Genomic DNA, 20982 nt, shown 5'->3' on the forward strand with positions numbered 1-20982 from the left:
CGCACGTCATGAGTTACCTTTTAGCGTTGGACGCAGGCACCGGCAGCATTCGGGCGGTGATTTTTGACCTGGCAGGTCGCCAGATTGCGGTTGGCCAGGCGGAATGGAAACACCTGAGCGTCGAGGGCGTTCCCGGCTCGATGGAGTTTGATCTGCACACCAACTGGCAGCTCGCCTGCCAGTGCATTCGCCAGGCGCTGGCCAACGCCCACCTCAGCGCCGCCGATATTCAGTCCGTCGCCTGCTGCTCGATGCGCGAAGGGATTGTGCTCTACGATCGCAACGGCGAGGCCATCTGGGCCTGCGCTAACGTCGACGCCCGTGCCAGTCGCGAAGTGGCTGAACTCAAAGAAATTCACGATTACCACTTTGAATCAGAAGTGTATGAAGTCTCCGGCCAGACTCTGGCGCTTTCCGCCATGCCTCGCCTGCTGTGGCTGGCGCACCATCGTCCGGATATCTACCGCAACGCGGCGACTGTCACCATGATAAGCGACTGGCTGGCGGCAAAGCTCTCCGGTGAGCTGGCGGTCGATCCTTCTAACGCGGGCACTACCGGCATGCTCGATTTGTTCAGCCGCGACTGGCGGCCCGCGCTGCTGGATATGGCCGGGCTGCGGGCAGATATTCTCTCGCCGGTGAAAGAAACAGGCACGGTGCTTGGCAGCGTGACTAAAGCAGCGGCACAGCAGTGTGGCCTGCGGGCGGGCACGCCTGTCGTTATGGGCGGCGGCGACGTGCAGCTGGGCTGTCTCGGGCTTGGCGTGGTACGACCCGGCCAGACGGCAGTGCTTGGCGGGACCTTCTGGCAGCAGGTGGTGAATCTGCCGCAAGTACGCACCGACCCTGAGATGAACATTCGCGTGAACCCCCACGTCATTCCCGGCATGGTGCAGGCGGAGTCCATCAGCTTCTTCACCGGCCTGACCATGCGCTGGTTCCGCGATGCCTTCTGCGCGGAGGAAAAGCTGATTGCCGAACGCCTCGGCACAGACACCTATGCATTGCTGGAAGAGATGGCCAGCCGCGTGCCTGCGGGCTCCCACGGCGTGATGCCGATTTTCTCCGACGCCATGCACTTCAGCCAGTGGTACCACGCCGCGCCGTCGTTCATTAACCTCTCCATCGACCCGGAGAAATGCAACAAGGCCACGCTGTTCCGCGCGCTGGAAGAGAACGCGGCGATTGTCTCCGCCTGCAACCTGACGCAGATTTCGCAGTTCTCCGGCGTCCGGTTCGACAGCCTGGTGTTCGCCGGAGGCGGCTCGAAGGGTGCGCTGTGGAGCCAGATTTTAAGCGACGTCACTGGCCTGCCTGTGCGGGTGCCGGAAGTGAAAGAAGCAACAGCGCTCGGCTGTGCGATTGCGGCGGGCGCAGGTGCAGGGCTGTATGCCGACATGGCCAGCGCAGGCGAAAAACTGGTGAGCTGGAGTCGGGTATTCACGCCCAACCGGGAGCATCGGGAGCTCTACGACGGCATGAAGGAGAAATGGCAGAAGGTCTATGCAGACCAGCTGGGCCTTGTGGACAGCGGCCTGACAACTTCAATGTGGCAGGCTCCGGGGCTGATGCGCTCGCCCGGCCAACGCCCCTCATCCTGACTTTCTCCCCAAAGTAGCGAGGGAATCATTTGCTCCCTCTCCCTTCCTGGGAGAGGGTCCTCACCTCACTCCCCCAATCTTTGAATCCCATCACAATCACCGCACTCGCCCTTTTCCCTTTTGCCCGCCGAACGCTAAATTAACAACTCATCCGACCACATAACAACAAAACTTTTACCCTAATTAATTTGAGTTGTAGGAAGGCGGCAAGGGAGCTTATCCCCAGGAGCTTACTAAAGTAAGTGACTGGGGTAAGGGAGTGCAGCCAACGCACCTACAGCTCGAAGTAAGACGGGTAAACACTGGAAGCGATTATGAGCCACTACCCATCCCTGTTTACCCCGCTCAGTCTGGGCTTCACCACCCTGAAAAACCGCGTCCTGATGGGCTCGATGCACACCGGGCTGGAAGAACGGCCAGACGGCACCGAGCGGCTGGCAGCGTTTTATGCCGAGCGCGCCCGGCACGGCGTGGCGCTGATCGTGACCGGCGGCGTGGCTCCGGCTCCTTCGGGCGTCGGGATGGAGGGCGGCGCGGTGCTCAACGATGCCAACCAGCTGGCGCATCACCGTCCGGTTACTGACGCGGTACACAAAGAAGGCGGGAAAATCGCTCTGCAAATCCTGCACACCGGGCGTTATAGCTACCAGCCGCGCCCGGTTGCGCCGTCAGCCCTTCAGGCACCGATCAACCGCTTCAAACCTCATGCGCTGACCCATGAAGAAATTCTTGTGCTGATCGACGACTTTGCCCAGTGCGCGCTGCTGGCGCGTGAAGCAGGCTACGACGGCGTGGAAGTGATGGGATCGGAAGGCTATCTGATCAACGAATTTCTTGCGTCCCGCACCAATCAGCGTGAAGACGAATGGGGTGGAAGCTGGGAAAAACGCATGCGCTTCGCCGTGGAGGTGGTTCGCGCGGTGCGCGAGCGCGTGGGCGAGGACTTTATCATTATCTACCGCCTGTCGATGCTCGACCTGGTGGAAGGCGGCGGCAACTTCGACGAAACCGTGGAGCTGGCGCAGGCCATTGAAAAAGCAGGCGCAACCATCATCAATACCGGGATTGGCTGGCACGAAGCACGCATTCCGACGATTGCCACGCCTGTACCTCGCGGGGCGTTCACTTGGGTAACGCGCAAGCTGAAAGGCAAAATAACAATCCCACTCATCACGACCAACCGCATTAACGATCCGCAGGTGGCCGATGAGATCCTCGCGCGCGGCGATGCCGATATGGTGTCGATGGCGCGGCCATTCCTCGCCGATTCGGAGCTGCTCTCGAAAGCACAAAGCGGCCGGGCGGATGAGATCAACACCTGCATCGGCTGCAACCAGGCCTGCCTCGATCAGATCTTCGTCGGCAAAGTGACTTCGTGCCTCGTTAACCCCCGGGCATGCCATGAAACGCGGATGCCTGTGGTCCCGGTACAGCAGAAGAAAAACCTCGCCGTTGTCGGCGCTGGCCCGGCGGGTCTTGCGTTTGCAGTCAACGCAGCCGCACGTGGCCATCAGGTGACGCTTTTTGATGCAGCAGGCGAAATTGGCGGGCAGTTTAATATCGCCAAGCAGATCCCCGGCAAAGAGGAGTTTTACGAAACGCTGCGCTATTACCGCCGAATGATCGACCTGCACGGCGTGAAGCTGGCGCTCAACCGCTTTGTGAACGCAGAAGATCTGGCTGAGTTTGATGAAGCCATTCTTGCCACGGGGATCGAACCAAGAATGCCCGCTATCGACGGCATAGATCATCCCAAAGTACTGAACTACCTCGACGTGCTGCGTGACAAAACACCAGTGGGAGAGCGCGTCGCCATTATCGGCTGCGGCGGCATCGGCTTTGACACGGCGATGTACCTGAGCCAGCCGGGCGAGGCCACCAGCCAGAACATCGCTGAGTTTTGCGTGGAATGGGGCATCGACACCAGCCTGCTTGCGCACGGCGGCCTGCGCCCGGAGGGACCACAGCTGCACAAAAGCCCTCGCCAGATAGTCATGCTGCAACGCAAGGCCAGCAAACCGGGTGAAGGTTTAGGCAAAACCACCGGCTGGATCCATCGCACCACCCTGCTTGCGCGTGGGGTGAAAATGTTCCCTTCAGTAAGCTACGAGAAGATTGACGATCGTGGCCTGCACGTAACGATCGGCGGGGAGCCACAGTTACTGGAAGTGGATCAGGTGATTATCTGCGCCGGGCAAGAACCGCGTCGCGATCTCGCCGAACCGCTGCGTGCGGCAGGTAAACCGGTCCATCTGATTGGCGGGTGTGATGTGGCGATGGAACTGGATGCGCGCCGCGCGATTGCGCAGGGCACGAAGCTGGCGCTGGAGATTTAGCGCTTTGCTGCCTTTTCCCCCTCACCCCAACCCTCTCCCTCAGGGAGAGGGAGAAAAGCAGAGACCGCACTATCAGTCCCTTCTCCCTATCGAAGAGGGAGAAAAGCAGGGACCACATGACCTGTTGACCTGCTTCAAGGAAAGGCAGAAAAACAGGGACCACATGACCTGTTGGTCTGCCTCAGGGAGAAGGCGAACGCTGAATGCTAACGGTTACGACCGAGCTTCACCGCTTTCAGGATCACAAACTTCTTATTGGTGGCGATAGTCGTGCAGTTGCCAAAAATCTTCTTCAGCTTGTGGTAATAATCGAGGTGACGGTTCGCCACGATCACCAGTTCCCCGTTGATTTTCAGGCAGCGGCGCGCGTGGTGGAACATCTCCCATGCCACGCCGTCGGTCAGCGCGCTTTGCTGATGGAATGGTGGGTTGCAGAGCACGGCGTTGAAGCGGAATGGCTCCACGCCTGACAGCGCGTTGTTAATCATGAACTCACAGCGGTCCAGGGCTTCCGGCATGTTCGCTTCGACGTTCATACGGCTGGAGCTGACCGCCATTGGCGATTCATCGACGAACACGACGCTCGCCTGAGGGTTACGTTCCAGCAGCGTCAGGCCGATGACGCCGTTACCGCAGCCGAGATCGACAATTTCCCCTTCCAGATCTTTCGGCAAATGCTCCATAAAGAAGCGCGCGCCGATATCCAGCCCGGTGCGGGAGAAGACGTTGGCGTGGTTGTGGATAGTCCAGTCGGTGCCTTCCAGTTTCCAGCGCGTAATCTGCGACTCTTCCTTCAACGCCGGGGCGGTGAAAGTACAGTTGATCAGGCGCGCTTTTTTCCACGCAAGGGTCGTGGTGGTAGTGCCCAGAATTTTTGTGAACAGATCCAGCGTGGAGTTATGCACGTCGCGGGCCTTCGCGCCGCCGATAATGCGGGTTTCCGGCGTGACCACTTCGCGCAACGCGCGCAGCTGCTGTTCCAGCAATGCCAGCGTTTTCGGGATCTTAATCAGCACAACTGCCGGAGCCGCCGGGTATTCGCCGGTGCTGTCGCGGAAGGTGACGCTGTTTTCCGGGATGTCGTTGTGGCGCAGGTTTTCACGGGTCGCCAGCTCGCTTAAGTAGGAATCACCGATGCTGTATGGCTGGTGTTCCGCGAGCGCACAGGCCAGCGCGCCGAAGGTGTCGTTCAGAACGAGGACCGGGCCGGTGATGTCGGTGCCGTCCAACTGTTGCAGCAGGTATTCGTCTGCCGCTTCCCACGCCTGCAGCGGGTTAACGTCGTCCGTTTCCGGGAAACGTTTTAGTGTCAGTGAACGGAAACCGTTGTCTGATTGGCTCATCGGCCCTCCTGAATGGTAAAATTCGGTGATATCCCCTTTGGGGGGCGTGAGTATACCCTTTTTTCCCTGAATTCGAGACAAGCATGAGCGAACTGACGTATTTAAGCGGTTATCCCGAGCAGCTCCTCGCCCAGGTTCGCACCCTGATTGCCGAACAGCGCCTCGGCGAAGTACTGGAGAAGCGCTATCCCAACAAGCACGACATCACTAACGATAAGGCGCTGTGGGAATTTACGCAAAACCTGAAAAACCGCTATATGCGCAGCGCCCCACCGATCAACAAGGTAATGTTCGACAACAAAATCCACGTGCTGAAAAACGCGCTGGGCCTGCATACCGCGGTGTCGCGCGTGCAGGGCGGGAAGCTGAAGGCCAAAGCGGAAATTCGCGTCGCCACCGTGTTCCGTCAGTCGCCGGAGGCCTTTTTGCGGATGATCGTGGTGCATGAACTGGCGCACCTGAAGGAGAAAGATCACAACAAAGCCTTCTATCAGCTCTGCTGCCATATGGAGCCGCAGTACCATCAGCTGGAGTTTGATACCCGCCTCTGGCTGACGCAGATGTCGCTGCCGGGAACTGCGTGAATCCGCACAGGTTTTGTCATCAAGCCGTGCTAAAGTGGCGAAAGGTCACTTTTACGGAGTACGTTGATTCTCATGATACGTTTCGCAGTCATTGGTACCAACTGGATCACCCGCCAGTTTGTCGATGCCGCCCATGAAACCGGCAGCTATAAGTTAACCGCCGTTTATTCCCGCAGCGCCGAACAGGCCCAGGCGTTCGCCAGCGATTATATGGTGGAGCATACCTTCACCTCCCTCGATGAAATGGCGCAAAGCGACGTCATCGACGCGGTGTATATCGCGAGCCCTAACTCCCTGCACTTCCCGCAGACGAAGCTGTTTTTGAGCCATAAAAAGCACGTTATCTGTGAGAAGCCTTTTGTCTCCAATATTGCGCAAGCGGAAGAAGCTATCGCCATTGCGCGGGAAAACGAGGTCGTGCTGTTCGAAGCGTTCAAGACCGCCAGCCTGCCAAACTTCGTGCAGCTGCAGCAGTCTCTCGGCAAAGTCGGCAATCTGCGCAAGGCGTTTATCAACTACTGCCAATATTCGTCACGCTATCAGCGCTATCTAGACGGCGAAAACCCAAACACCTTTAACCCGGCGTTCTCCAACGGTTCGATTATGGACATCGGCTTCTACTGCCTGGCCTCCGCGGTCGCGCTGTGGGGCGAGCCGCAGAGCGTGAAAGCCACCGCCTCGCTGCTGGCAAGCGGTGTTGATGCGCACGGCGTTGTCGTGCTGGAGTACGGTGATTTCAGCGTAACGCTGCAGCACTCCAAGGTGAGCGATTCCGTTCTGCCGAGCGAAATTCAGGGCGAGGCGGGCTCGCTGGTCATCGAGAAAATCTCCGAGTGCCAGAAAGTCTCCTTCGTGCCACGCGGCGGCAAAGCGCAGGATCTCACCCAGCCGCAGCACATCAACACCATGCTGTATGAAGCAGAAGTGTTTGCGCGCCTGGTGGAAGCGAATGAGGTGAATCATCCGGGCCTCGAGGTCAGCCGCATCACCGCGAAGGTTGCGACCGAAATCCGCCGTCAGACCGGCGTGGTATTCCCGGCCGACGGCGCATCTGCGTAAAACAATGTAAAACCCAGGTTACAGAGCATTGACCGCCTTCATGCTCTGTAATACTTTGTCACACGCAAAGGGGAGTAACTTGTTAGCCGGTGGATCGTCATGACGATGCGAAAGCATCCGGTCGCCGGGCAACAGGAAAGTGATGCAGCAGATCGCTTTCATGTTGTAAGTGAGACCTTGCCGAAAGGCGAGGTCCGGGCAAAAAATCCCATAACGGCTATCGTCTTTTGGACGTTAGCCGTTTTTTTTTGCTTGAGGAAGTGATTATGAATACTGTCGGCACACCGTTACTTTGGGGCGGATTTGCTGTTGTGGTCGTCATTATGTTGGCGATCGATCTGCTTTTACAGGGGCGGCGCGGCGCGCATGCGATGACGATGAAACAGGCGGCGAGCTGGTCGTTGGTCTGGGTCACTTTATCGCTGCTGTTCAACCTCGCTTTCTGGTGGTATCTCGCTCAGACCCAGGGGCGCGCGGTGGCGGATCCGCAAGCACTGGCATTCCTCACAGGCTATCTGATTGAGAAAGCGCTGGCGGTGGATAACGTCTTCGTATGGCTGATGCTGTTCAGCTACTTTGCGGTACCGGCGGCGCTTCAGCGTCGGGTGCTGATTTACGGTGTACTGGGCGCGATTGTGCTACGTACGATCATGATCTTCACCGGAAGCTGGCTTATCTCCCAATTCGAATGGCTGCTGTACGTGTTCGGCGCGTTCCTGCTGTTTACCGGGATTAAAATGGCGCTGGCGAAGGAAGACGAAGGCGGTATCGGCGACAAGCCATTTGTGCGCTGGATCCGCAGCCACCTGCGCATGACCGATAAAATCGAAAACGAACACTTCTTCGTGCGTAAAAACGGCCTGCTGTACGCCACGCCGCTGCTGCTGGTGCTGATTCTGGTCGAACTGAGCGACGTCATTTTTGCGGTAGACAGCATTCCGGCAATCTTCGCAGTGACGACCGATCCGTTCATCGTGCTCACGTCGAACCTGTTTGCGATCCTCGGCCTGCGCGCGATGTACTTCCTGCTGGCGGGCGTGGCTGAGCGCTTCTCCATGCTCAAGTACGGCCTGTCGGTGATCCTGGTGTTTATTGGCATCAAGATGCTGATCATCGATTTCTACCACATCCCGATCGCCATCTCCTTAAGCGTGGTGTTCGGCATTCTGGTGGTGACGTTGCTCATCAATTTGTGGGTGAACAAGCAGAACGACAGGAAAAAACTGACACAGTAATGCGTACGGCCCGGGTCATCCGGGCCGTTTTATTTTGCGGTTTATGTCAAATAAATGTTGTTGATTGGTTAAAAAATAAGACTCGGACGAAATAATCAGCACTTTCCCCTTTCTCCCGCGGCGAACATCCTTATACTCTTCCATGCAAACATTTGTTACATCCTGTAATGCAGCCACAAGAGCCGCCGGGATGGAACCACAACACCATCGAAGGAAGAATTAAATGACTACGCAACGCCCCTCAGGCCTGCTCCAGCGCATCGCTGGCGGCAGCCTTGTAAAACAAATTCTCGTTGGCCTGATTCTGGGTATTCTGCTGGCCTGGATCTCAAAGCCTGCCGCTGAGGCCGTGGGCCTGTTAGGCACACTGTTCGTTGGCGCACTGAAGGCCGTTGCCCCTGTGCTGGTGCTGATGCTGGTGATGGCCTCCATCGCTAACCACCAGCATGGACAGAAAACCAGCATTCGCCCGATCCTGTTCCTCTATCTGCTGGGTACCTTCTCCGCCGCGCTGACTGCGGTACTGTTCAGCTTTATGTTCCCTTCCACGCTGCATCTCAGCACCGGTGCGGGCGGTATCACTCCGCCATCGGGTATCGTAGAAGTTCTGCGTGGCCTGCTGATGAGCATGGTGAGTAACCCGATCGATGCGCTGCTGAACGCTAACTACATTGGCATTCTGGTTTGGGCCGTGGGCCTGGGCTTTGCGCTGCGCCACGGTAATGAGAGCACGAAAAACCTGGTTAACGACGTCTCTGACGCCGTGACCTTTATGGTGAAAGTGGTGATCCGCTTCGCGCCGATCGGTATTTTCGGGCTGGTCTCTTCTACGCTCGCCACTACCGGGTTTGCAACGCTTTGGGGCTATGCGCATCTGCTGGCGGTCCTGGTGGGCTGTATGCTGCTGGTGGCGCTGGTGATTAACCCGATGCTGGTGTTCTGGAAAATTCGCCGCAACCCGTATCCGCTGGTGCTGATGTGCCTGCGAGAGAGCGGCGTATACGCCTTCTTCACCCGTAGCTCTGCGGCTAACATTCCGGTGAATATGGCACTCGCAGAGAAGCTGAATCTCGACCGTGATACCTATTCCGTGTCGATTCCTCTGGGGGCAACCATTAATATGGCGGGCGCGGCTATCACCATCACCGTGCTGACCCTGGCGGCTGTCTACACGCTGGGCATTGCGGTCGATTTACCGACCGCGCTGCTGCTGAGCGTGGTGGCATCCCTCTGCGCCTGTGGCGCGTCCGGCGTGGCGGGTGGTTCGCTGCTGCTGATCCCTCTGGCCTGCAACATGTTCGGCATTCCAAATGACGTGGCAATGCAGGTGGTGGCCGTTGGCTTTATCATCGGCGTATTGCAGGATTCCTGTGAAACCGCGCTGAACTCCTCCACCGACGTGCTGTTTACCGCGGCGGCTTGTCAGGCCGAAGATGAGCGCCTGGCGAAGAACGCACTTCGCAGCTAGTGCCCGGCCCTTGCGCTAGCTGGCGGAAGGGCTTTCTTCCTTAAGCGCGGTTTCGGCCTGAAACGGATCGATGCCGCGCTTTTGCATCCGCCAGAAGCGCAGGATGTTCAGCCCGTTCATCACCAGGAAGCTGCCTTCAATCAGCGTGCCGCCAATCGACCCCAGCCAGAAGTTGTGGACAACCCAGCAAGCCGTTGAGCACCAGATGATGCAGCGCATCGTCAATCCTTTGCAGCGAAACAGCGCCCAGGTGCTGACCAGCGTGCTCGCCACCGGCAGTAATTCCATCGGATGATGAAACTTCGCCAGCCCAATGCCCCCGGTCAACAGCATGAAAATCGCCATCACCCACAGGCTGCGGGTGCGCAGGGTAATCAGCGTACGGACGGCGTTAAGCATGGCGCTGGAGCCTGCGGGAAACGCGCCCATCAGAAAGAAATGCACGCCGATGATGGCGCTGTAGACGGAAAGCTGCTTTTTGAAACGCCGCTCGTCGCGGTTGATAAACGTCGTGATACCCACCAGGAAGGCGATGACGCCGACGCCCTGGGCAAGCCAATACGCGGTCATGGAAAATCCTTTGGATGACGCAAAAAAAGAAACGGCGCTTCAGAATATGAAACGCCGTTTTAGCTTATCGGGGATCAGAGCGTGACGCCAGACTTAAAGATCGCCAGCTCGCGGAAATCATTCTTTTCATTACAGGTCTGCTTGCCGTTGGCAAACTCAACGATGGTATCGACGAACTCCGTCAGCAGCTCCGGCATCGCTTTGCCGTGAATTAACTGCCCGGCATCGAAGTCGATCCAGTGCTTTTTCTTCGCCGCCAACTCGCTGTTGGTGGCGATTTTCACCGTCGGCACAAAGCCACCGTACGGCGTGCCTCGCCCAGTGCTGAACAGCACCATATGACAGCCTGCGCCTGCGAGCGCGCTGGTAGCCACCGCATCGTTGCCTGGCGCACTCAGCAAATTCAGGCCGTGAGTTTTCAGACGCTCGCCGTAGCGCAGGACGTCAACCACCTGGCTGGAACCCGCTTTCTGTGTGCAGCCCAGAGATTTCTCTTCAAGGGTGGTGATCCCGCCCGCCTTGTTGCCCGGCGACGGGTTCTCGTAAATCGGCTGATTGTGCGCGATGAAATACTGTTTGAAGTCGTTGACCATCGTGACGGTCTTTTCAAACGTCGCTTCGTCGCGGCAGTGACTCATCAGGATCTGCTCGGCGCCGAACATCTCCGGCACTTCGGTCAGAACGGTTGTACCGCCGTTGCCAATCACGTAGTCAGAGAAGCGACCGAGCATCGGGTTGGCGGTGATGCCGGACAGGCCATCAGAGCCCCCGCATTCAAGGCCAAACTTCAGCTCGCTCAGCTTGCCTGGCTCGCGCTTGTCGTGGCGCATCACTTCATAAAGCTGATGCAGCTGCTCAAGGCCCGCTTCCACTTCATCATCCTGCTTCTGGCAGATCATGAAATGCACACGGTCAGCGTCAAACTCGCCCAGCGTTTCGCGGAACGCATCGACCTGGTTGTTTTCACAGCCAAGGCCAATCACCAGCACCGCCCCGGCGTTCGGGTGGCGCACCATGTTCTGCAACATGGTGCGGGTGTTGATGTGATCGTCACCAAGCTGCGAACAACCGTAGGTGTGGCTGAACAGGAACACGCCGTCGGTGCCTTCCGCGTCGTTCGACTCTTTCAGAAAACGGTTCTGAATTTGACGCGCGATGCCGTTCACGCAGCCAACGGTCGGCAGGATCCACAGCTCGTTGCGGACGCCCACTTCACCATTTGCCCGGCGATAGATCTGCACGTCACGATCGCCCGCCTGAGCGAGTTCGTCGTGCAGTTCCGGCTGATAGCTGTACTCGTCCAAATCGCTAAGATTGGTTCGTGTGTTGTGGGAATGGATATGTTCCCCAGGCGCAATATCCGTCAGCGCATGACCAATAGGCAGTCCATATTTGATGACGTTTTCACCCTTCGCGATGGCGTGCAGGGCAAATTTATGCCCGCGCACAACGTCGGCCAGCAGGCGCACCGTCTGACCTTCCACGGTCACTTCCTGTCCCGCCGCGATATCCGCCAGCGCGACGACCACGTTATCCAGCGAATGGATTTTGATGTATTGCATATCAACCAACCTTAATGCCGATGCGGTAGCGAATCAGTTCAGTTCAATGGCGAAGTAGTCGCGCGCATTGTTAAAGCAGATATTTCTCACCATTTCGCCCAGCAGCTGAATGTCGGCTGGCGCTTCGCCAGCGGCGACCCAGCGGCCAATCATCTGGCACAGAATGCGGCGGAAATATTCGTGACGCGTGTAAGAGAGGAAGCTGCGGCTGTCGGTCAGCATGCCGACGAAGCGGCTCAGCAGGCCCAGCTGTGCCAGCTGCGTCATCTGACGCTCCATGCCGTCTTTCTGATCGTTGAACCACCAGCCAGAGCCGAACTGCATCTTGCCCGGCATCCCTTCGCCCTGGAAGTTGCCGATCATGGTGCCCAGCACTTCGTTATCACGTGGGTTCAGGCAGTACAGAATGGTTTTCGGCAGCAGGTTCTCTTCGTTCTGCTTGCTCAGCAGCTTAGACAGCTCTTCCGCCATCGGGCGGTCGTTGATGGAGTCGAAGCCCACGTCCGCGCCCAGCAGTTTGAACTGACGCTGGTTATTGTTGCGCAGCGCACCAATATGGTACTGCTGCACCCAGCCGCGACGGGCGTATTCGCCGCCGAGCCAGACCAGCACAGCCGTTTTAAACTGCGCCACTTCGCGCTCGCTTAAGACTTCGCCTGACAGGCGACGAGCCAGAATCGCATCCAGCTCCGCTTCGTTGGCTTCAGCAAAGAGCACAACGTCCAGCGCATGATCGGAAACTTTACAGCCGTGCGCCGCAAAGTGATCCAGACGACGGCCCAGCGCAGTTTGCAGATCGCTGAAGCGACGGATATCGGTGTCAGACACTTCACCGAGCTTCGCCATGTAGTCGTTGAAGGTAGCCTGTTCGATGTTGAACGCTTTGTCCGGACGCCAGCTTGGCAGCACCTTCACGTCAAAACTGGTGTCTTTCGCCACGGTCGCGTGATGTTCGAGGGAGTCGATCGGATCGTCGGTGGTGCCGACCATCTTCACGTTCATCTGCTTCATGATCCCACGGGCAGAGAATTGATCCTGCGCCAGCAGATCGTTGCACTGATTCCAGATCTCATCGGCGGTTGACGGCGACAGCAGCTTGCCGGTGATACCAAACGGACGACGCAGTTCCAGATGCGTCCAGTGATACAGCGGGTTGCCTATGGTGTGCGGCACGGTCGCGGCCCATGCATCAAATTTTTCACGATCGGAGGCATCGCCGGTACACAGGCGCTCGGCCACGCCGTTGGTGCGCATCGCACGCCATTTGTAGTGATCGCCCTTCAGCCAGATGTCATACAGGTTTTTGAAACGGTAATTTTCGGCAACCTGCTGCGGCGGCAGATGGCAGTGGTAGTCGAAAATCGGCTGGTCTTTGGCATAGTCGTGATACAGACGGCGGGCAAATTCGGTGTCGAGCAGGAAATCTTCGGTCATAAACGGAGTCATTATCGTCTTCCTCGTTAAGAGTGCGTCAGATGCTTAACTGCAATGGTGACAAAGTTATCACACCAATTTCCAGCCGCCGAAGAATTTTTCGTGAGTGAGATCAATAAAAGCCGACAAAAAAAGTACCTCAAAAGAAGTAAACAGCGCGCCAGGCCGCGCCATTACTGGCTTTATTCATCGGCAATAAAGACCCTACGGTTATTCCAGCATTTGTGACGGTTCTCACCTTTTAAAGTTGTATGACAAGTTATCGTTTGCCCCGTCGCAAGCTATCAACCGACAAAATACATAACCGATGACGCTGTCGTCGGAATTACCCGGTACGGATACCGAATTAGCAAGATTACTCATGGCAAGGTTCGGGCCGTTACAGGTTTCTCTGTTACGCCCCCGTTACTCAAACATCCTCCTTCCACTCAGGAAGATGACCGCGCGCTGCGTGGATAGAACAATATAACGAGGTTTTAGATGCGTAAAATTAAAGGGTTACGTTGGTATATGATCGCACTGGTGACGCTTGGCACCGTGCTCGGTTACCTCACTCGTAACACCGTGGCCGCAGCCGCACCGACGTTGATGCAAGAGCTGCACATCTCCACGCAGCAATACTCCTACATTATTGCCGCCTATTCCGCGGCATACACCGTAATGCAGCCAGTGGCTGGTTATGTGCTCGACCTGCTCGGCACCAAAATTGGCTACGCCATGTTTGCCGTACTCTGGGCCTGCTTCTGTGGCGCAACGGCGCTGGCAGGCAGCTGGGGCGGCCTGGCCCTGGCGCGTGGTGCGGTCGGCGCGGCTGAAGCCGCAATGATCCCTGCGGGCCTGAAAGCAAGCTCCGAATGGTTCCCTGCGAAAGAACGTTCTGTGGCGGTGGGCTACTTCAACGTGGGCTCCTCCATTGGCGCGATGATTGCGCCACCGCTGGTCGTCTGGGCTATCGTGATGCACAGCTGGCAGATGGCGTTCATCATTTCCGGCGTGCTGAGCTTCGCCTGGGCAATGGCCTGGCTTATCTTCTATAAGCATCCGCGCGATCAGAAAAAATTAAGCGATGAAGAACGCGAGTACATCATCGGCGGTCAGGAAGCACAGCATCAGACCAACAACGCTAAGAAGATGTCGGCGATGCAGATCATCCGCAGCCGCCAGTTCTGGGGCATTGCGCTGCCACGCTTCCTGGCAGAACCGGCCTGGGGTACTTTCAACGCCTGGATCCCGCTGTTCATGTTTAAAGTCTACGGCTTTGACCTGAAGCACATCGCGATGTTTGCCTGGATGCCAATGCTGTTTGCCGACCTCGGCTGCGTCGTCGGCGGCTATCTGCCTCCGTTCTTCCAGCGCATCTTCGGTGTGAACCTGATTGTCTCCCGTAAACTGGTTGTCACCATGGGCGCGGTGCTGATGATTGGCCCGGGCATGATTGGCCTGTTCACCAGCCCGTACGTGGCAATTGCCCTGCTGTGCGTCGGTGGCTTTGCTCACCAGGCGCTGTCCGGGGCGCTGATCACGCTCTCTTCCGATGTGTTTGGTCGTAACGAAGTAGCCACCGCAAATGGCCTGACCGGCATGGCTGCATGGACCGCAAGCACCATGTTCGCACTGGTTGTCGGTGCGCTGGCAGATACCCTCGGCTTCAGCCCTCTGTTCGCGGTTTTGGCCCTGTTTGACCTGCTCGGTGCCGTGGTCATCTGGACCGTGTTGCAGAACAAGCCCGCGGCGGAAAATACGCAGAGCGTTGGCGGTCCGGCGACGCAGAGCTAAGACGCATTATTGTGACGCGAAAGCCGCTCCTGGAGCGGCTTTTTGTTGTTTCAGGGTGGTGAGTTTTGGGTAAAAGTGGTATAACAAATTCTCATGCCGTACCCTGCCTGGAGCGAATATGGAAATCACGGAACCACGCCGTTTATATCAACAGCTTGCCGCTGAGCTGAAAGATCGCATCGAGCAAGGCGCTTATCATGTGGGCGATAAACTGCCTGCTGAGCGTTTTATTGCCGATGAGAAGAACGTCAGCCGTACGGTTGTCCGTGAAGCCATCATCATGCTGGAAGTCGAAGGCTACGTTGAAGTGCGTAAAGGCTCCGGTATTCATGTTATTTCCAGCACCGCGAAGCACTACCAGGCACCGGATGCGTCCCAGGAGTTTGCCAGCTATGGCCCGTTCGAGCTTCTGCAGGCCCGCCAGCTGATTGAGAGCAATATTGCTGAATTTGCCGCGACCCAGGTCACCAAGCAGGACATCATGAAGCTGATGGAGATCCAGGAAAAGGCGCGCAAAGAGAAGTGCTTCCGCGACTCGGAATGGGATTTGCAGTTCCACGTTCAGGTGGCGCTCGCCACGCAAAACACGGCGCTCGCCGCTATTGTCGAAAAAATGTGGACCCAGCGCGTACATAATCCGTACTGGAAAAAACTGCACGATCATATCGATCTGCGCACCGTCGATAACTGGTGTGACGATCACGACCAAATCTTAAAAGCGCTGATTCGCAAAGACCCGCACGCGGCGAAACTGGCGATGTGGCAGCATCTGGAAAACACTAAGCTGATGCTGTTTAACGAAACCAGCGATGATTTTGAATTCAATGCTGACCGTTACCTGTTTGCGGAAAACCCGGTGGTTCACCTCGATACGGCCGCTAACGGCGTAAAATAAGATTTTCCCCACCCTCGGCCTCCCGTCGAGGGTAAGTTAACCCACTATAGTGTCAGCCTGTGTAAAATCCCTCGCCTCTCCCCTCTTCAGAACGCAAAATCATCCAGCAACAGTCTGCAATTTCTGTGACGCAGAAGCCCAGGCTTTGTTACACTTAGATGCATTTTGTCGTTCACGGAACGGACTTTCCCGCTTCGTGTGAACATGGATAAGTTCGGAACGTATTGCCCGCGTCCATAATCAATCAATAAAAAACCAACGACCGGCAGAAAAGCGCGTTCAGGCGTGACATTAATCGATGTACCAGGAATCGTGAATGGAACTGTTAACCCAATTACTTGATGCCTTATGGAGCCAGGATTTCGAAACCCTCGCCAATCCTTCCCTGATAGGTATGCTTTATTTCGTATTATTTATGATTCTGTTCCTTGAGAACGGGATCCTGCCTGCTGCGTTTTTACCCGGTGACAGCCTGCTGATCCTGGTCGGCGTGTTGGTTGCTAAAGGCGTGATGGGCTTCCCACAGACCCTTTTCCTGCTCACGGTTGCCGCAAGCCTGGGATCCTGGGTCAGCTACATTCAGGGGCGTTGGCTCGGCAATACGCGCATTGTGCAAACCTGGATGTCGCATCTGCCTGCACATTACCACCAGCGTGCGCATCACCTGTTCCATAAACATGGCTTATCCGCGCTGCTGGTTGGCCGTTTTATTGCCTTCGTACGTACCCTGCTGCCGACCATCGCCGGGCTGTCCGGCCTGAGCAGCGCCCGCTTCCAGTTCTTCAACTGGATGAGTGGCCTGCTGTGGGTGGTTATCCTGACGACGCTGGGTTATGCCCTGGGTAAAACCCCGGTATTCCAGAAGTACGAAGATGCGTTGATGTCCTGCCTGATGCTGTTACCGGTCGTGCTGCTGGTATTCGGCCTTATCGGCTCGCTGGTTGTGCTGTGGAAGAAAAAATACGGTAACCGGAGCTAAGCATGGGATTGCGCAACATCATCTTTCACCGATTTAGCCTCAGTCTCGGTGCACTGCTTCTGCTGTGCGCCGTGCTCTGGTCGTGGAGCGCTTTGCAGCAGCGGGAGTCGTCGCTTGCTATTCGCCCGGTGAGCGCGAATATCAGCATGCCGGACGGCTTCTCCCTCTGGCACCATCTGGATGCCAACGGTATCCGCTTCAAGAGCATCACCCCGCAGGATGATGCCTTAGTGATCAAATTTGAATCCAGCGACCAGAGCGCCGCAGCCAAAGCCGTGCTGGACAGAACCCTGCCCCACGGATATATCATCGCCCAGCAGGAGGACGATGACTCGCTGGCTCCGCTGTGGCTCTCCCGCCTTCGTGACGCCCCGCACCGCTTCGGTTGACACCTTCCAGGATTCTGAATCTTTTCACAGGCTTTGGTGATTTGCCGTTTACTAACTATCATTGAGTAAGCGGAAGTCACCCTCCTCTCTTCATCGACCTGGTAGGGCAATGTCGGACGTTGCCACAAAACAATGGAAGGTTACCTCTATGAAATACCGCATTTTTCTGGCTTTGGGCCTTCTTTCTCTCAGCGCAGGCGCTTTTGCATCCACGCCTTGCCAGGAGAAAGAACAGGATATTCAGCGTGAAATTCACTACGCCGAAAAGCACCACAACCAGAGCCGTATTGACGGTCTGAACAAAGCGTTACGTGAAGTCAAAAGCAGCTGTAGCGACAGCAAGCTTCGCGCCGACCATCAAAAGAAAATTGCCGAGCAGAAAGAGGAAGTCGCCGAGCGTCGTCACGATCTGGACGAAGCGAAAAACAAGGGTGATGCGGACAAGATCAGCAAGCGTGAACACAAACTTGCTGAGGCGCAGGAACAGCTGAAAGCGCTGGAGTCGCGTGACTATTGAGCCAATGGAAGTCTAATCTCGTAAACCGGAGCACATCATGTCAAAAGATAACACCTCTGAACATCTGCGTAACGAACTGAAATCCCTGGCGGATACCCTGGAAGAGGTGCTGAACTCCTCCACTGATAAATCAAAAGAAGAGTTAGGCAAACTGCGCAGCAAAGCAGAGCGCGCACTGAAAGATAGCCGCTATCGCCTCGGCGAAACCAGCGACGTTATTGCCAAACAAACCCGTGAAGCCGCAGCACGTGCGGACGAATACGTCCGTGATAACCCATGGACCGGTGTCGGAATCGGTGCCGCTGTCGGGCTGGTGCTGGGTGTGCTGCTGACGCGTCGCTAATTATGGCTGATTCACACCACACTCAGGGCCCGGGAAAAAGCGTTTTCGGCATTGGCCAGCGGATTGTCACCATCGTGGTTGAGATGGTCGAGACGCGCCTGCGGCTGGCGGTGGTCGAACTGGAAGAGGAGAAAGCAAACCTCTTCCAGATGCTGCTTATGCTCGGCCTCACCATGCTGTTTGCCGCCTTCGGGCTGATGAGCCTGATGGTGCTGGTCATCTGGGCCATCGATCCGCAATACCGCCTGAACGCCATGATTGCCACCACCGCCGTGCTGCTGTTGCTGGCGCTTATTGGCGGCATCTGGACGCTGCGTAAAGCGCGGCGCTCCACGCTGCTGCGCCATACCCGCAACGAGCTGGCGAACGATCGGGCGCTACTTGAGGATGACTCCCGTGAGTAAGAGCAAGCTGGAGCTGCAAAAGCGCAAGGCGTATTTGCTGAGTCGTATCCAGCAGCAGCGGTTGGATCTTTCCGCCAGCCGTCGCGACTGGCACGAGGCGACCGCTGTTTACGATCGCGGCTGGGCGACGCTGCTTAACCTGCGCTCCTGGGCGCTGGTAGGCAGCAGCGTGATGGCCATCTGGAGCGTACGTCATCCGCGCTTTCTGGTGCGCTGGGGCCGCCGCGGCTTTGGTGCCTGGAGCGCTTATCGCCTGGTGAAAAGCACGCTTCACCAGCAGCATTATCGCTAAGTTGATTGCCGGGTGGCGCTCCCGCTTACCCGGCCTACTCCTCACTCCTTCCCCGATGTCACTTTTCCTGCCCAAATGCCACCCTCAATATATTTGAAGAAGACTGACAGTTTTCCTTGCTAACAATCGCGCACCGTCACGTTTAAACTTCTTTCCATCGACAGCAAGAACGCGGTATCTCCGCGAAATTGCACAATAAATCAATTTATCCGCCCCTGTGGTTTGATGGAGAGTAAAATGAAAAAATTAGATGATGTTGGTTTCCTGGTAGCACGTATTCTGATGCCAATTCTGTTTATCACCGCAGGCTGGGGCAAAATTACCGGCTACGCTGGCACCCAACAGTACATGGAAGCCATGGGCGTCCCGGGTGCGCTGCTGCCCCTGACCATTCTGCTTGAGTTTGGCGGCGGCCTGGCCATCCTGTTCGGTCTGCTGACCCGTACCACCGCGATTATCACCGCCGTGTTTACGCTGCTGACCGCGTTCATCTTCCACAGCAACTTTGCTGAGGGCATGAACTCCCTGATGTTTATGAAAAACCTGACCATCGCCGGCGGCTTCCTGCTCCTGGCTATCACCGGCCCTGGCGCTTTCAGCCTCGACCGCGTGCTGAACAAAAAGTGGTAAGGCATCTATACTGAATGCATCAAAAAAGCGAGGAGCTGCTTCCTCGCTTTTGTCATTTGAAGGAGAGAGAGCATGGGACAACTGATCGACGGCGTCTGGCATGACACCTGGTATGACACAAAATCAACCGGGGGACGTTTCAAACGTTCCGTTTCGGGGTTTCGCAACTGGTTGACTGCCGATGGCGCACCTGGCCCCTCCGGAGAAGGCGGATTCGCCGCCGAAAAAGACCGCTACCATTTATACGTTTCCCTCGCCTGCCCGTGGGCGCACCGCACGCTGATTATGCGCGCGCTGAAAGGACTCGAATCCTTTATTGATGTCTCGGTGGTGAACCCGCTGATGTTCGAAAACGGCTGGACCTTCGACGACAGCTTCCCGGGTGCGACAGGTGACAGCCTCTATCAGAACGAATTTCTCTATCAGCTCTACCTGCATGCCGATCCGCACTACAGCGGGCGTGTCACCGTGCCGGTGCTGTGGGATAAGAAGAATCACACCATCGTCAGCAACGAATCCGCTGAAATCATCCGCATGCTGAACACGGCGTTTGACGCACTGGGCGCACGCGCGGGCGATTACTACCCGGAAGCCCTTCGTGGGCAAATTGATGAGCTGAACGGCTGGATTTACGACACCATCAACAACGGCGTCTATAAGGCCGGGTTTGCCACCAGCCAGGAAGCCTACGATGAAGCGGTGAGCAAAGTCTTCGAATCCCTGGCCCGCGTCGAGCAGATCCTCAATCAGCACCGCTACCTGACGGGCAACCAGCTCACCGAGGCCGATATCCGCCTGTGGACCACGCTGGTGCGCTTCGATCCTGTCTATGTCACCCACTTTAAATGCGATAAGCACCGCATCAGCGATTACCCGAACCTGTACGGCTTCCTGCGCGATATCTATCAGCTGCCAGGCGTGGCGGAGACGGTCAATTTTGATCATATTCGCAACCACTATTACCGCAGCCATACAACCATCAACCCGACGGGGATCATCTCGATCGGGCCGTCGCAGGATCTCGATGAGCCGCACGGGCGAGAAGTACGCTTCCGCTAATTATCAGGGGCATCACGGGATGCCCTTTTTAATTTCCTGATTTGCATCTATCCTTACCTCGATCGCTTAGAAAACAAGTGATTGACTGACTATTGAGGCAAGGAAAATGGACTGGTATCTAAAAGTACTCAAGAATTACATCGGGTTTGGTGGCCGCGCACGCCGGAAAGAATACTGGATGTTCGTGCTGATAAGCTTCGTTCTGGCTGGCGTATTGAGCATTATCGATAAGATCCTCGGCTGGGAGCGCGCCGGAGGCGAAGGCGTACTGGCAAGCATCTATGGTTTGCTGGTGCTGCTGCCGGGGCTGGCGGTACAGTTCCGCCGCCTGCACGACACCGATCGTTCCGCGTGGTGGCTGCTGATCTGGCTGATCCCGGTGATCGGCTGGCTGGTGATCCTGGTCTTTAACTGCCAGAACGGCACGCAAGGCGACAACCGCTTTGGGCCGGATCCGAAGGCATTGGATAACAGCACACAGCGGATCGTTTCGTAACGCCATCTGC

The 20982-nt window shown here is 56.7% G+C and carries 21 protein-coding genes; 17 read left to right on the forward strand and 4 right to left on the reverse strand.

What is annotated here, in order from left to right; translation table 11 throughout:
- Positions 1 to 8 precede the first annotated feature (8 nt).
- Together lsrK and CRO87_RS07190 are read left to right on the forward strand one after the other, a co-directional pair.
- Positions 9 to 1601 (forward strand): autoinducer-2 kinase, encoded by a 1593-nt coding sequence (gene lsrK / locus CRO87_RS07185; RefSeq protein ID WP_097162245.1) that lies wholly within the window; start codon positions 9 to 11, stop codon positions 1599 to 1601.
- Between the two features lie 314 nt (positions 1602 to 1915).
- A complete protein-coding gene (locus CRO87_RS07190) occupies positions 1916 to 3937 on the forward strand; it encodes an NADPH-dependent 2,4-dienoyl-CoA reductase (RefSeq protein ID WP_097162246.1) in 2022 nt (673 codons plus the stop codon).
- 206 nt (positions 3938 to 4143) lie between these two features.
- On the opposite strand, the gene rlmG is transcribed toward CRO87_RS07190, so the two are convergent.
- Positions 4144 to 5280, reverse strand: a complete 1137-nt coding sequence (rlmG, locus tag CRO87_RS07195; RefSeq protein ID WP_097162247.1) for a 23S rRNA (guanine(1835)-N(2))-methyltransferase RlmG — start codon at positions 5278 to 5280, stop codon at positions 4144 to 4146.
- Between the two features lie 83 nt (positions 5281 to 5363).
- Here rlmG and CRO87_RS07200 point away from each other — a divergent pair, with 83 nt between their 5' ends.
- From CRO87_RS07200 to sstT, 4 genes are all read left to right on the forward strand, one after another.
- Positions 5364 to 5864, forward strand: a complete 501-nt coding sequence (locus tag CRO87_RS07200) for a M48 family metallopeptidase (RefSeq protein ID WP_097162248.1) — start codon at positions 5364 to 5366, stop codon at positions 5862 to 5864.
- Positions 5865 to 5936: 72 nt separating this feature from the next.
- On the forward strand, positions 5937 to 6923 hold the full coding sequence (locus CRO87_RS07205) for a Gfo/Idh/MocA family protein (RefSeq protein WP_097162249.1): 987 nt from the start codon (positions 5937 to 5939) through the stop codon (positions 6921 to 6923).
- A gap of 266 nt (positions 6924 to 7189) precedes the next feature.
- Positions 7190 to 8158: a TerC family protein gene (locus CRO87_RS07210; protein WP_097162250.1), complete on the forward strand. Its 969-nt coding sequence runs from the start codon at positions 7190 to 7192 to the stop codon at positions 8156 to 8158.
- Positions 8159 to 8381: 223 nt separating this feature from the next.
- The gene (sstT, locus tag CRO87_RS07215) at positions 8382 to 9626 is read left to right on the forward strand and encodes a serine/threonine transporter SstT (protein WP_097162251.1); all 1245 of its coding nucleotides are present in this window, start codon (positions 8382 to 8384) and stop codon (positions 9624 to 9626) included.
- 15 nt (positions 9627 to 9641) lie between these two features.
- Here sstT and CRO87_RS07220 read toward each other — a convergent pair whose 3' ends face one another.
- From CRO87_RS07220 to uxaC, 3 genes are all read right to left on the reverse strand, one after another.
- Positions 9642 to 10196, reverse strand: coding sequence for a YgjV family protein (locus CRO87_RS07220; protein ID WP_097162252.1), 555 nt, complete (start codon positions 10194 to 10196; stop codon positions 9642 to 9644).
- Between the two features lie 74 nt (positions 10197 to 10270).
- Positions 10271 to 11758 (reverse strand): UxaA family hydrolase, encoded by a 1488-nt coding sequence (locus CRO87_RS07225; protein ID WP_097162253.1) that lies wholly within the window; start codon positions 11756 to 11758, stop codon positions 10271 to 10273.
- Between the two features lie 33 nt (positions 11759 to 11791).
- On the reverse strand, positions 11792 to 13204 hold the full coding sequence (gene uxaC, locus CRO87_RS07230; RefSeq protein ID WP_097162254.1) for a glucuronate isomerase: 1413 nt from the start codon (positions 13202 to 13204) through the stop codon (positions 11792 to 11794).
- A 468-nt stretch (positions 13205 to 13672) separates the two neighbouring features.
- On the opposite strand from uxaC, the gene CRO87_RS07235 reads away from it, so the two are divergent.
- The 11 genes from CRO87_RS07235 to CRO87_RS07285 all read left to right on the forward strand — a co-directional run bounded on the left by CRO87_RS07235 (position 13673) and on the right by CRO87_RS07285 (position 20972).
- Positions 13673 to 14968, forward strand: a complete 1296-nt coding sequence (locus CRO87_RS07235) for an MFS transporter (RefSeq protein WP_097162255.1) — start codon at positions 13673 to 13675, stop codon at positions 14966 to 14968.
- Between the two features lie 118 nt (positions 14969 to 15086).
- Positions 15087 to 15863 carry a transcriptional regulator ExuR gene (gene exuR / locus CRO87_RS07240; RefSeq protein WP_097162256.1) on the forward strand — a complete coding sequence of 259 codons (777 nt, stop codon included), beginning with the start codon at positions 15087 to 15089 and terminating at the stop codon, positions 15861 to 15863.
- Positions 15864 to 16179: 316 nt separating this feature from the next.
- A complete protein-coding gene (yqjA, locus tag CRO87_RS07245; RefSeq protein ID WP_097162257.1) occupies positions 16180 to 16842 on the forward strand; it encodes a DedA family general envelope maintenance protein YqjA in 663 nt (220 codons plus the stop codon).
- Positions 16843 to 16844: 2 nt separating this feature from the next.
- Positions 16845 to 17231, forward strand: coding sequence for an EnvZ/OmpR regulon moderator MzrA (mzrA, locus tag CRO87_RS07250; RefSeq protein WP_097162258.1), 387 nt, complete (start codon positions 16845 to 16847; stop codon positions 17229 to 17231).
- A 148-nt stretch (positions 17232 to 17379) separates the two neighbouring features.
- Positions 17380 to 17748 carry a DUF1090 domain-containing protein gene (locus tag CRO87_RS07255; RefSeq protein ID WP_097162259.1) on the forward strand — a complete coding sequence of 123 codons (369 nt, stop codon included), beginning with the start codon at positions 17380 to 17382 and terminating at the stop codon, positions 17746 to 17748.
- Between the two features lie 37 nt (positions 17749 to 17785).
- Positions 17786 to 18091, forward strand: a complete 306-nt coding sequence (locus CRO87_RS07260) for a YqjD family protein (RefSeq protein ID WP_097162260.1) — start codon at positions 17786 to 17788, stop codon at positions 18089 to 18091.
- A gap of 2 nt (positions 18092 to 18093) precedes the next feature.
- Positions 18094 to 18495, forward strand: a complete 402-nt coding sequence (locus tag CRO87_RS07265; protein ID WP_097162261.1) for a phage holin family protein — start codon at positions 18094 to 18096, stop codon at positions 18493 to 18495.
- Positions 18488 to 18787 carry a YqjK-like family protein gene (locus CRO87_RS07270; protein ID WP_303622077.1) on the forward strand — a complete coding sequence of 100 codons (300 nt, stop codon included), beginning with the start codon at positions 18488 to 18490 and terminating at the stop codon, positions 18785 to 18787. Before CRO87_RS07265 ends, CRO87_RS07270 begins: the two co-directional genes overlap by 8 nt.
- Positions 18788 to 19024: 237 nt before the next feature.
- On the forward strand, positions 19025 to 19417 hold the full coding sequence (locus CRO87_RS07275; protein ID WP_176504271.1) for a DoxX family protein: 393 nt from the start codon (positions 19025 to 19027) through the stop codon (positions 19415 to 19417).
- Between the two features lie 72 nt (positions 19418 to 19489).
- Complete coding sequence (locus CRO87_RS07280) at positions 19490 to 20476, forward strand: glutathione S-transferase family protein (protein WP_097162264.1); 987 nt, start codon at positions 19490 to 19492, stop codon at positions 20474 to 20476.
- A gap of 106 nt (positions 20477 to 20582) precedes the next feature.
- Entirely contained in the window at positions 20583 to 20972 is a 390-nt protein-coding gene (locus CRO87_RS07285) for a DUF805 domain-containing protein (protein WP_097162265.1), read from the forward strand.
- Positions 20973 to 20982 lie beyond the last annotated feature (10 nt).

Source organism: Enterobacter sp. CC120223-11 (assembly GCF_900215375.1).
Lineage (GTDB): Bacteria > Pseudomonadota > Gammaproteobacteria > Enterobacterales > Enterobacteriaceae > Scandinavium.

Coding starts and splice junctions, on each gene's coding strand:
- lsrK (WP_097162245.1), top strand. CDS start 9: ATGAGTTACCTTTTAGCGTTGGACGCAGGCACCGGCAGCATTCGGGCG.
- CRO87_RS07190 (WP_097162246.1), top strand. CDS start 1,916: ATGAGCCACTACCCATCCCTGTTTACCCCGCTCAGTCTGGGCTTCACC.
- rlmG (WP_097162247.1), bottom strand. CDS start 5,280: ATGAGCCAATCAGACAACGGTTTCCGTTCACTGACACTAAAACGTTTC.
- CRO87_RS07200 (WP_097162248.1), top strand. CDS start 5,364: ATGAGCGAACTGACGTATTTAAGCGGTTATCCCGAGCAGCTCCTCGCC.
- CRO87_RS07205 (WP_097162249.1), top strand. CDS start 5,937: ATGATACGTTTCGCAGTCATTGGTACCAACTGGATCACCCGCCAGTTT.
- CRO87_RS07210 (WP_097162250.1), top strand. CDS start 7,190: ATGAATACTGTCGGCACACCGTTACTTTGGGGCGGATTTGCTGTTGTG.
- sstT (WP_097162251.1), top strand. CDS start 8,382: ATGACTACGCAACGCCCCTCAGGCCTGCTCCAGCGCATCGCTGGCGGC.
- CRO87_RS07220 (WP_097162252.1), bottom strand. CDS start 10,196: ATGACCGCGTATTGGCTTGCCCAGGGCGTCGGCGTCATCGCCTTCCTG.
- CRO87_RS07225 (WP_097162253.1), bottom strand. CDS start 11,758: ATGCAATACATCAAAATCCATTCGCTGGATAACGTGGTCGTCGCGCTG.
- uxaC (WP_097162254.1), bottom strand. CDS start 13,204: ATGACTCCGTTTATGACCGAAGATTTCCTGCTCGACACCGAATTTGCC.
- CRO87_RS07235 (WP_097162255.1), top strand. CDS start 13,673: ATGCGTAAAATTAAAGGGTTACGTTGGTATATGATCGCACTGGTGACG.
- exuR (WP_097162256.1), top strand. CDS start 15,087: ATGGAAATCACGGAACCACGCCGTTTATATCAACAGCTTGCCGCTGAG.
- yqjA (WP_097162257.1), top strand. CDS start 16,180: ATGGAACTGTTAACCCAATTACTTGATGCCTTATGGAGCCAGGATTTC.
- mzrA (WP_097162258.1), top strand. CDS start 16,845: ATGGGATTGCGCAACATCATCTTTCACCGATTTAGCCTCAGTCTCGGT.
- CRO87_RS07255 (WP_097162259.1), top strand. CDS start 17,380: ATGAAATACCGCATTTTTCTGGCTTTGGGCCTTCTTTCTCTCAGCGCA.
- CRO87_RS07260 (WP_097162260.1), top strand. CDS start 17,786: ATGTCAAAAGATAACACCTCTGAACATCTGCGTAACGAACTGAAATCC.
- CRO87_RS07265 (WP_097162261.1), top strand. CDS start 18,094: ATGGCTGATTCACACCACACTCAGGGCCCGGGAAAAAGCGTTTTCGGC.
- CRO87_RS07275 (WP_176504271.1), top strand. CDS start 19,025: ATGAAAAAATTAGATGATGTTGGTTTCCTGGTAGCACGTATTCTGATG.
- CRO87_RS07280 (WP_097162264.1), top strand. CDS start 19,490: ATGGGACAACTGATCGACGGCGTCTGGCATGACACCTGGTATGACACA.
- CRO87_RS07285 (WP_097162265.1), top strand. CDS start 20,583: ATGGACTGGTATCTAAAAGTACTCAAGAATTACATCGGGTTTGGTGGC.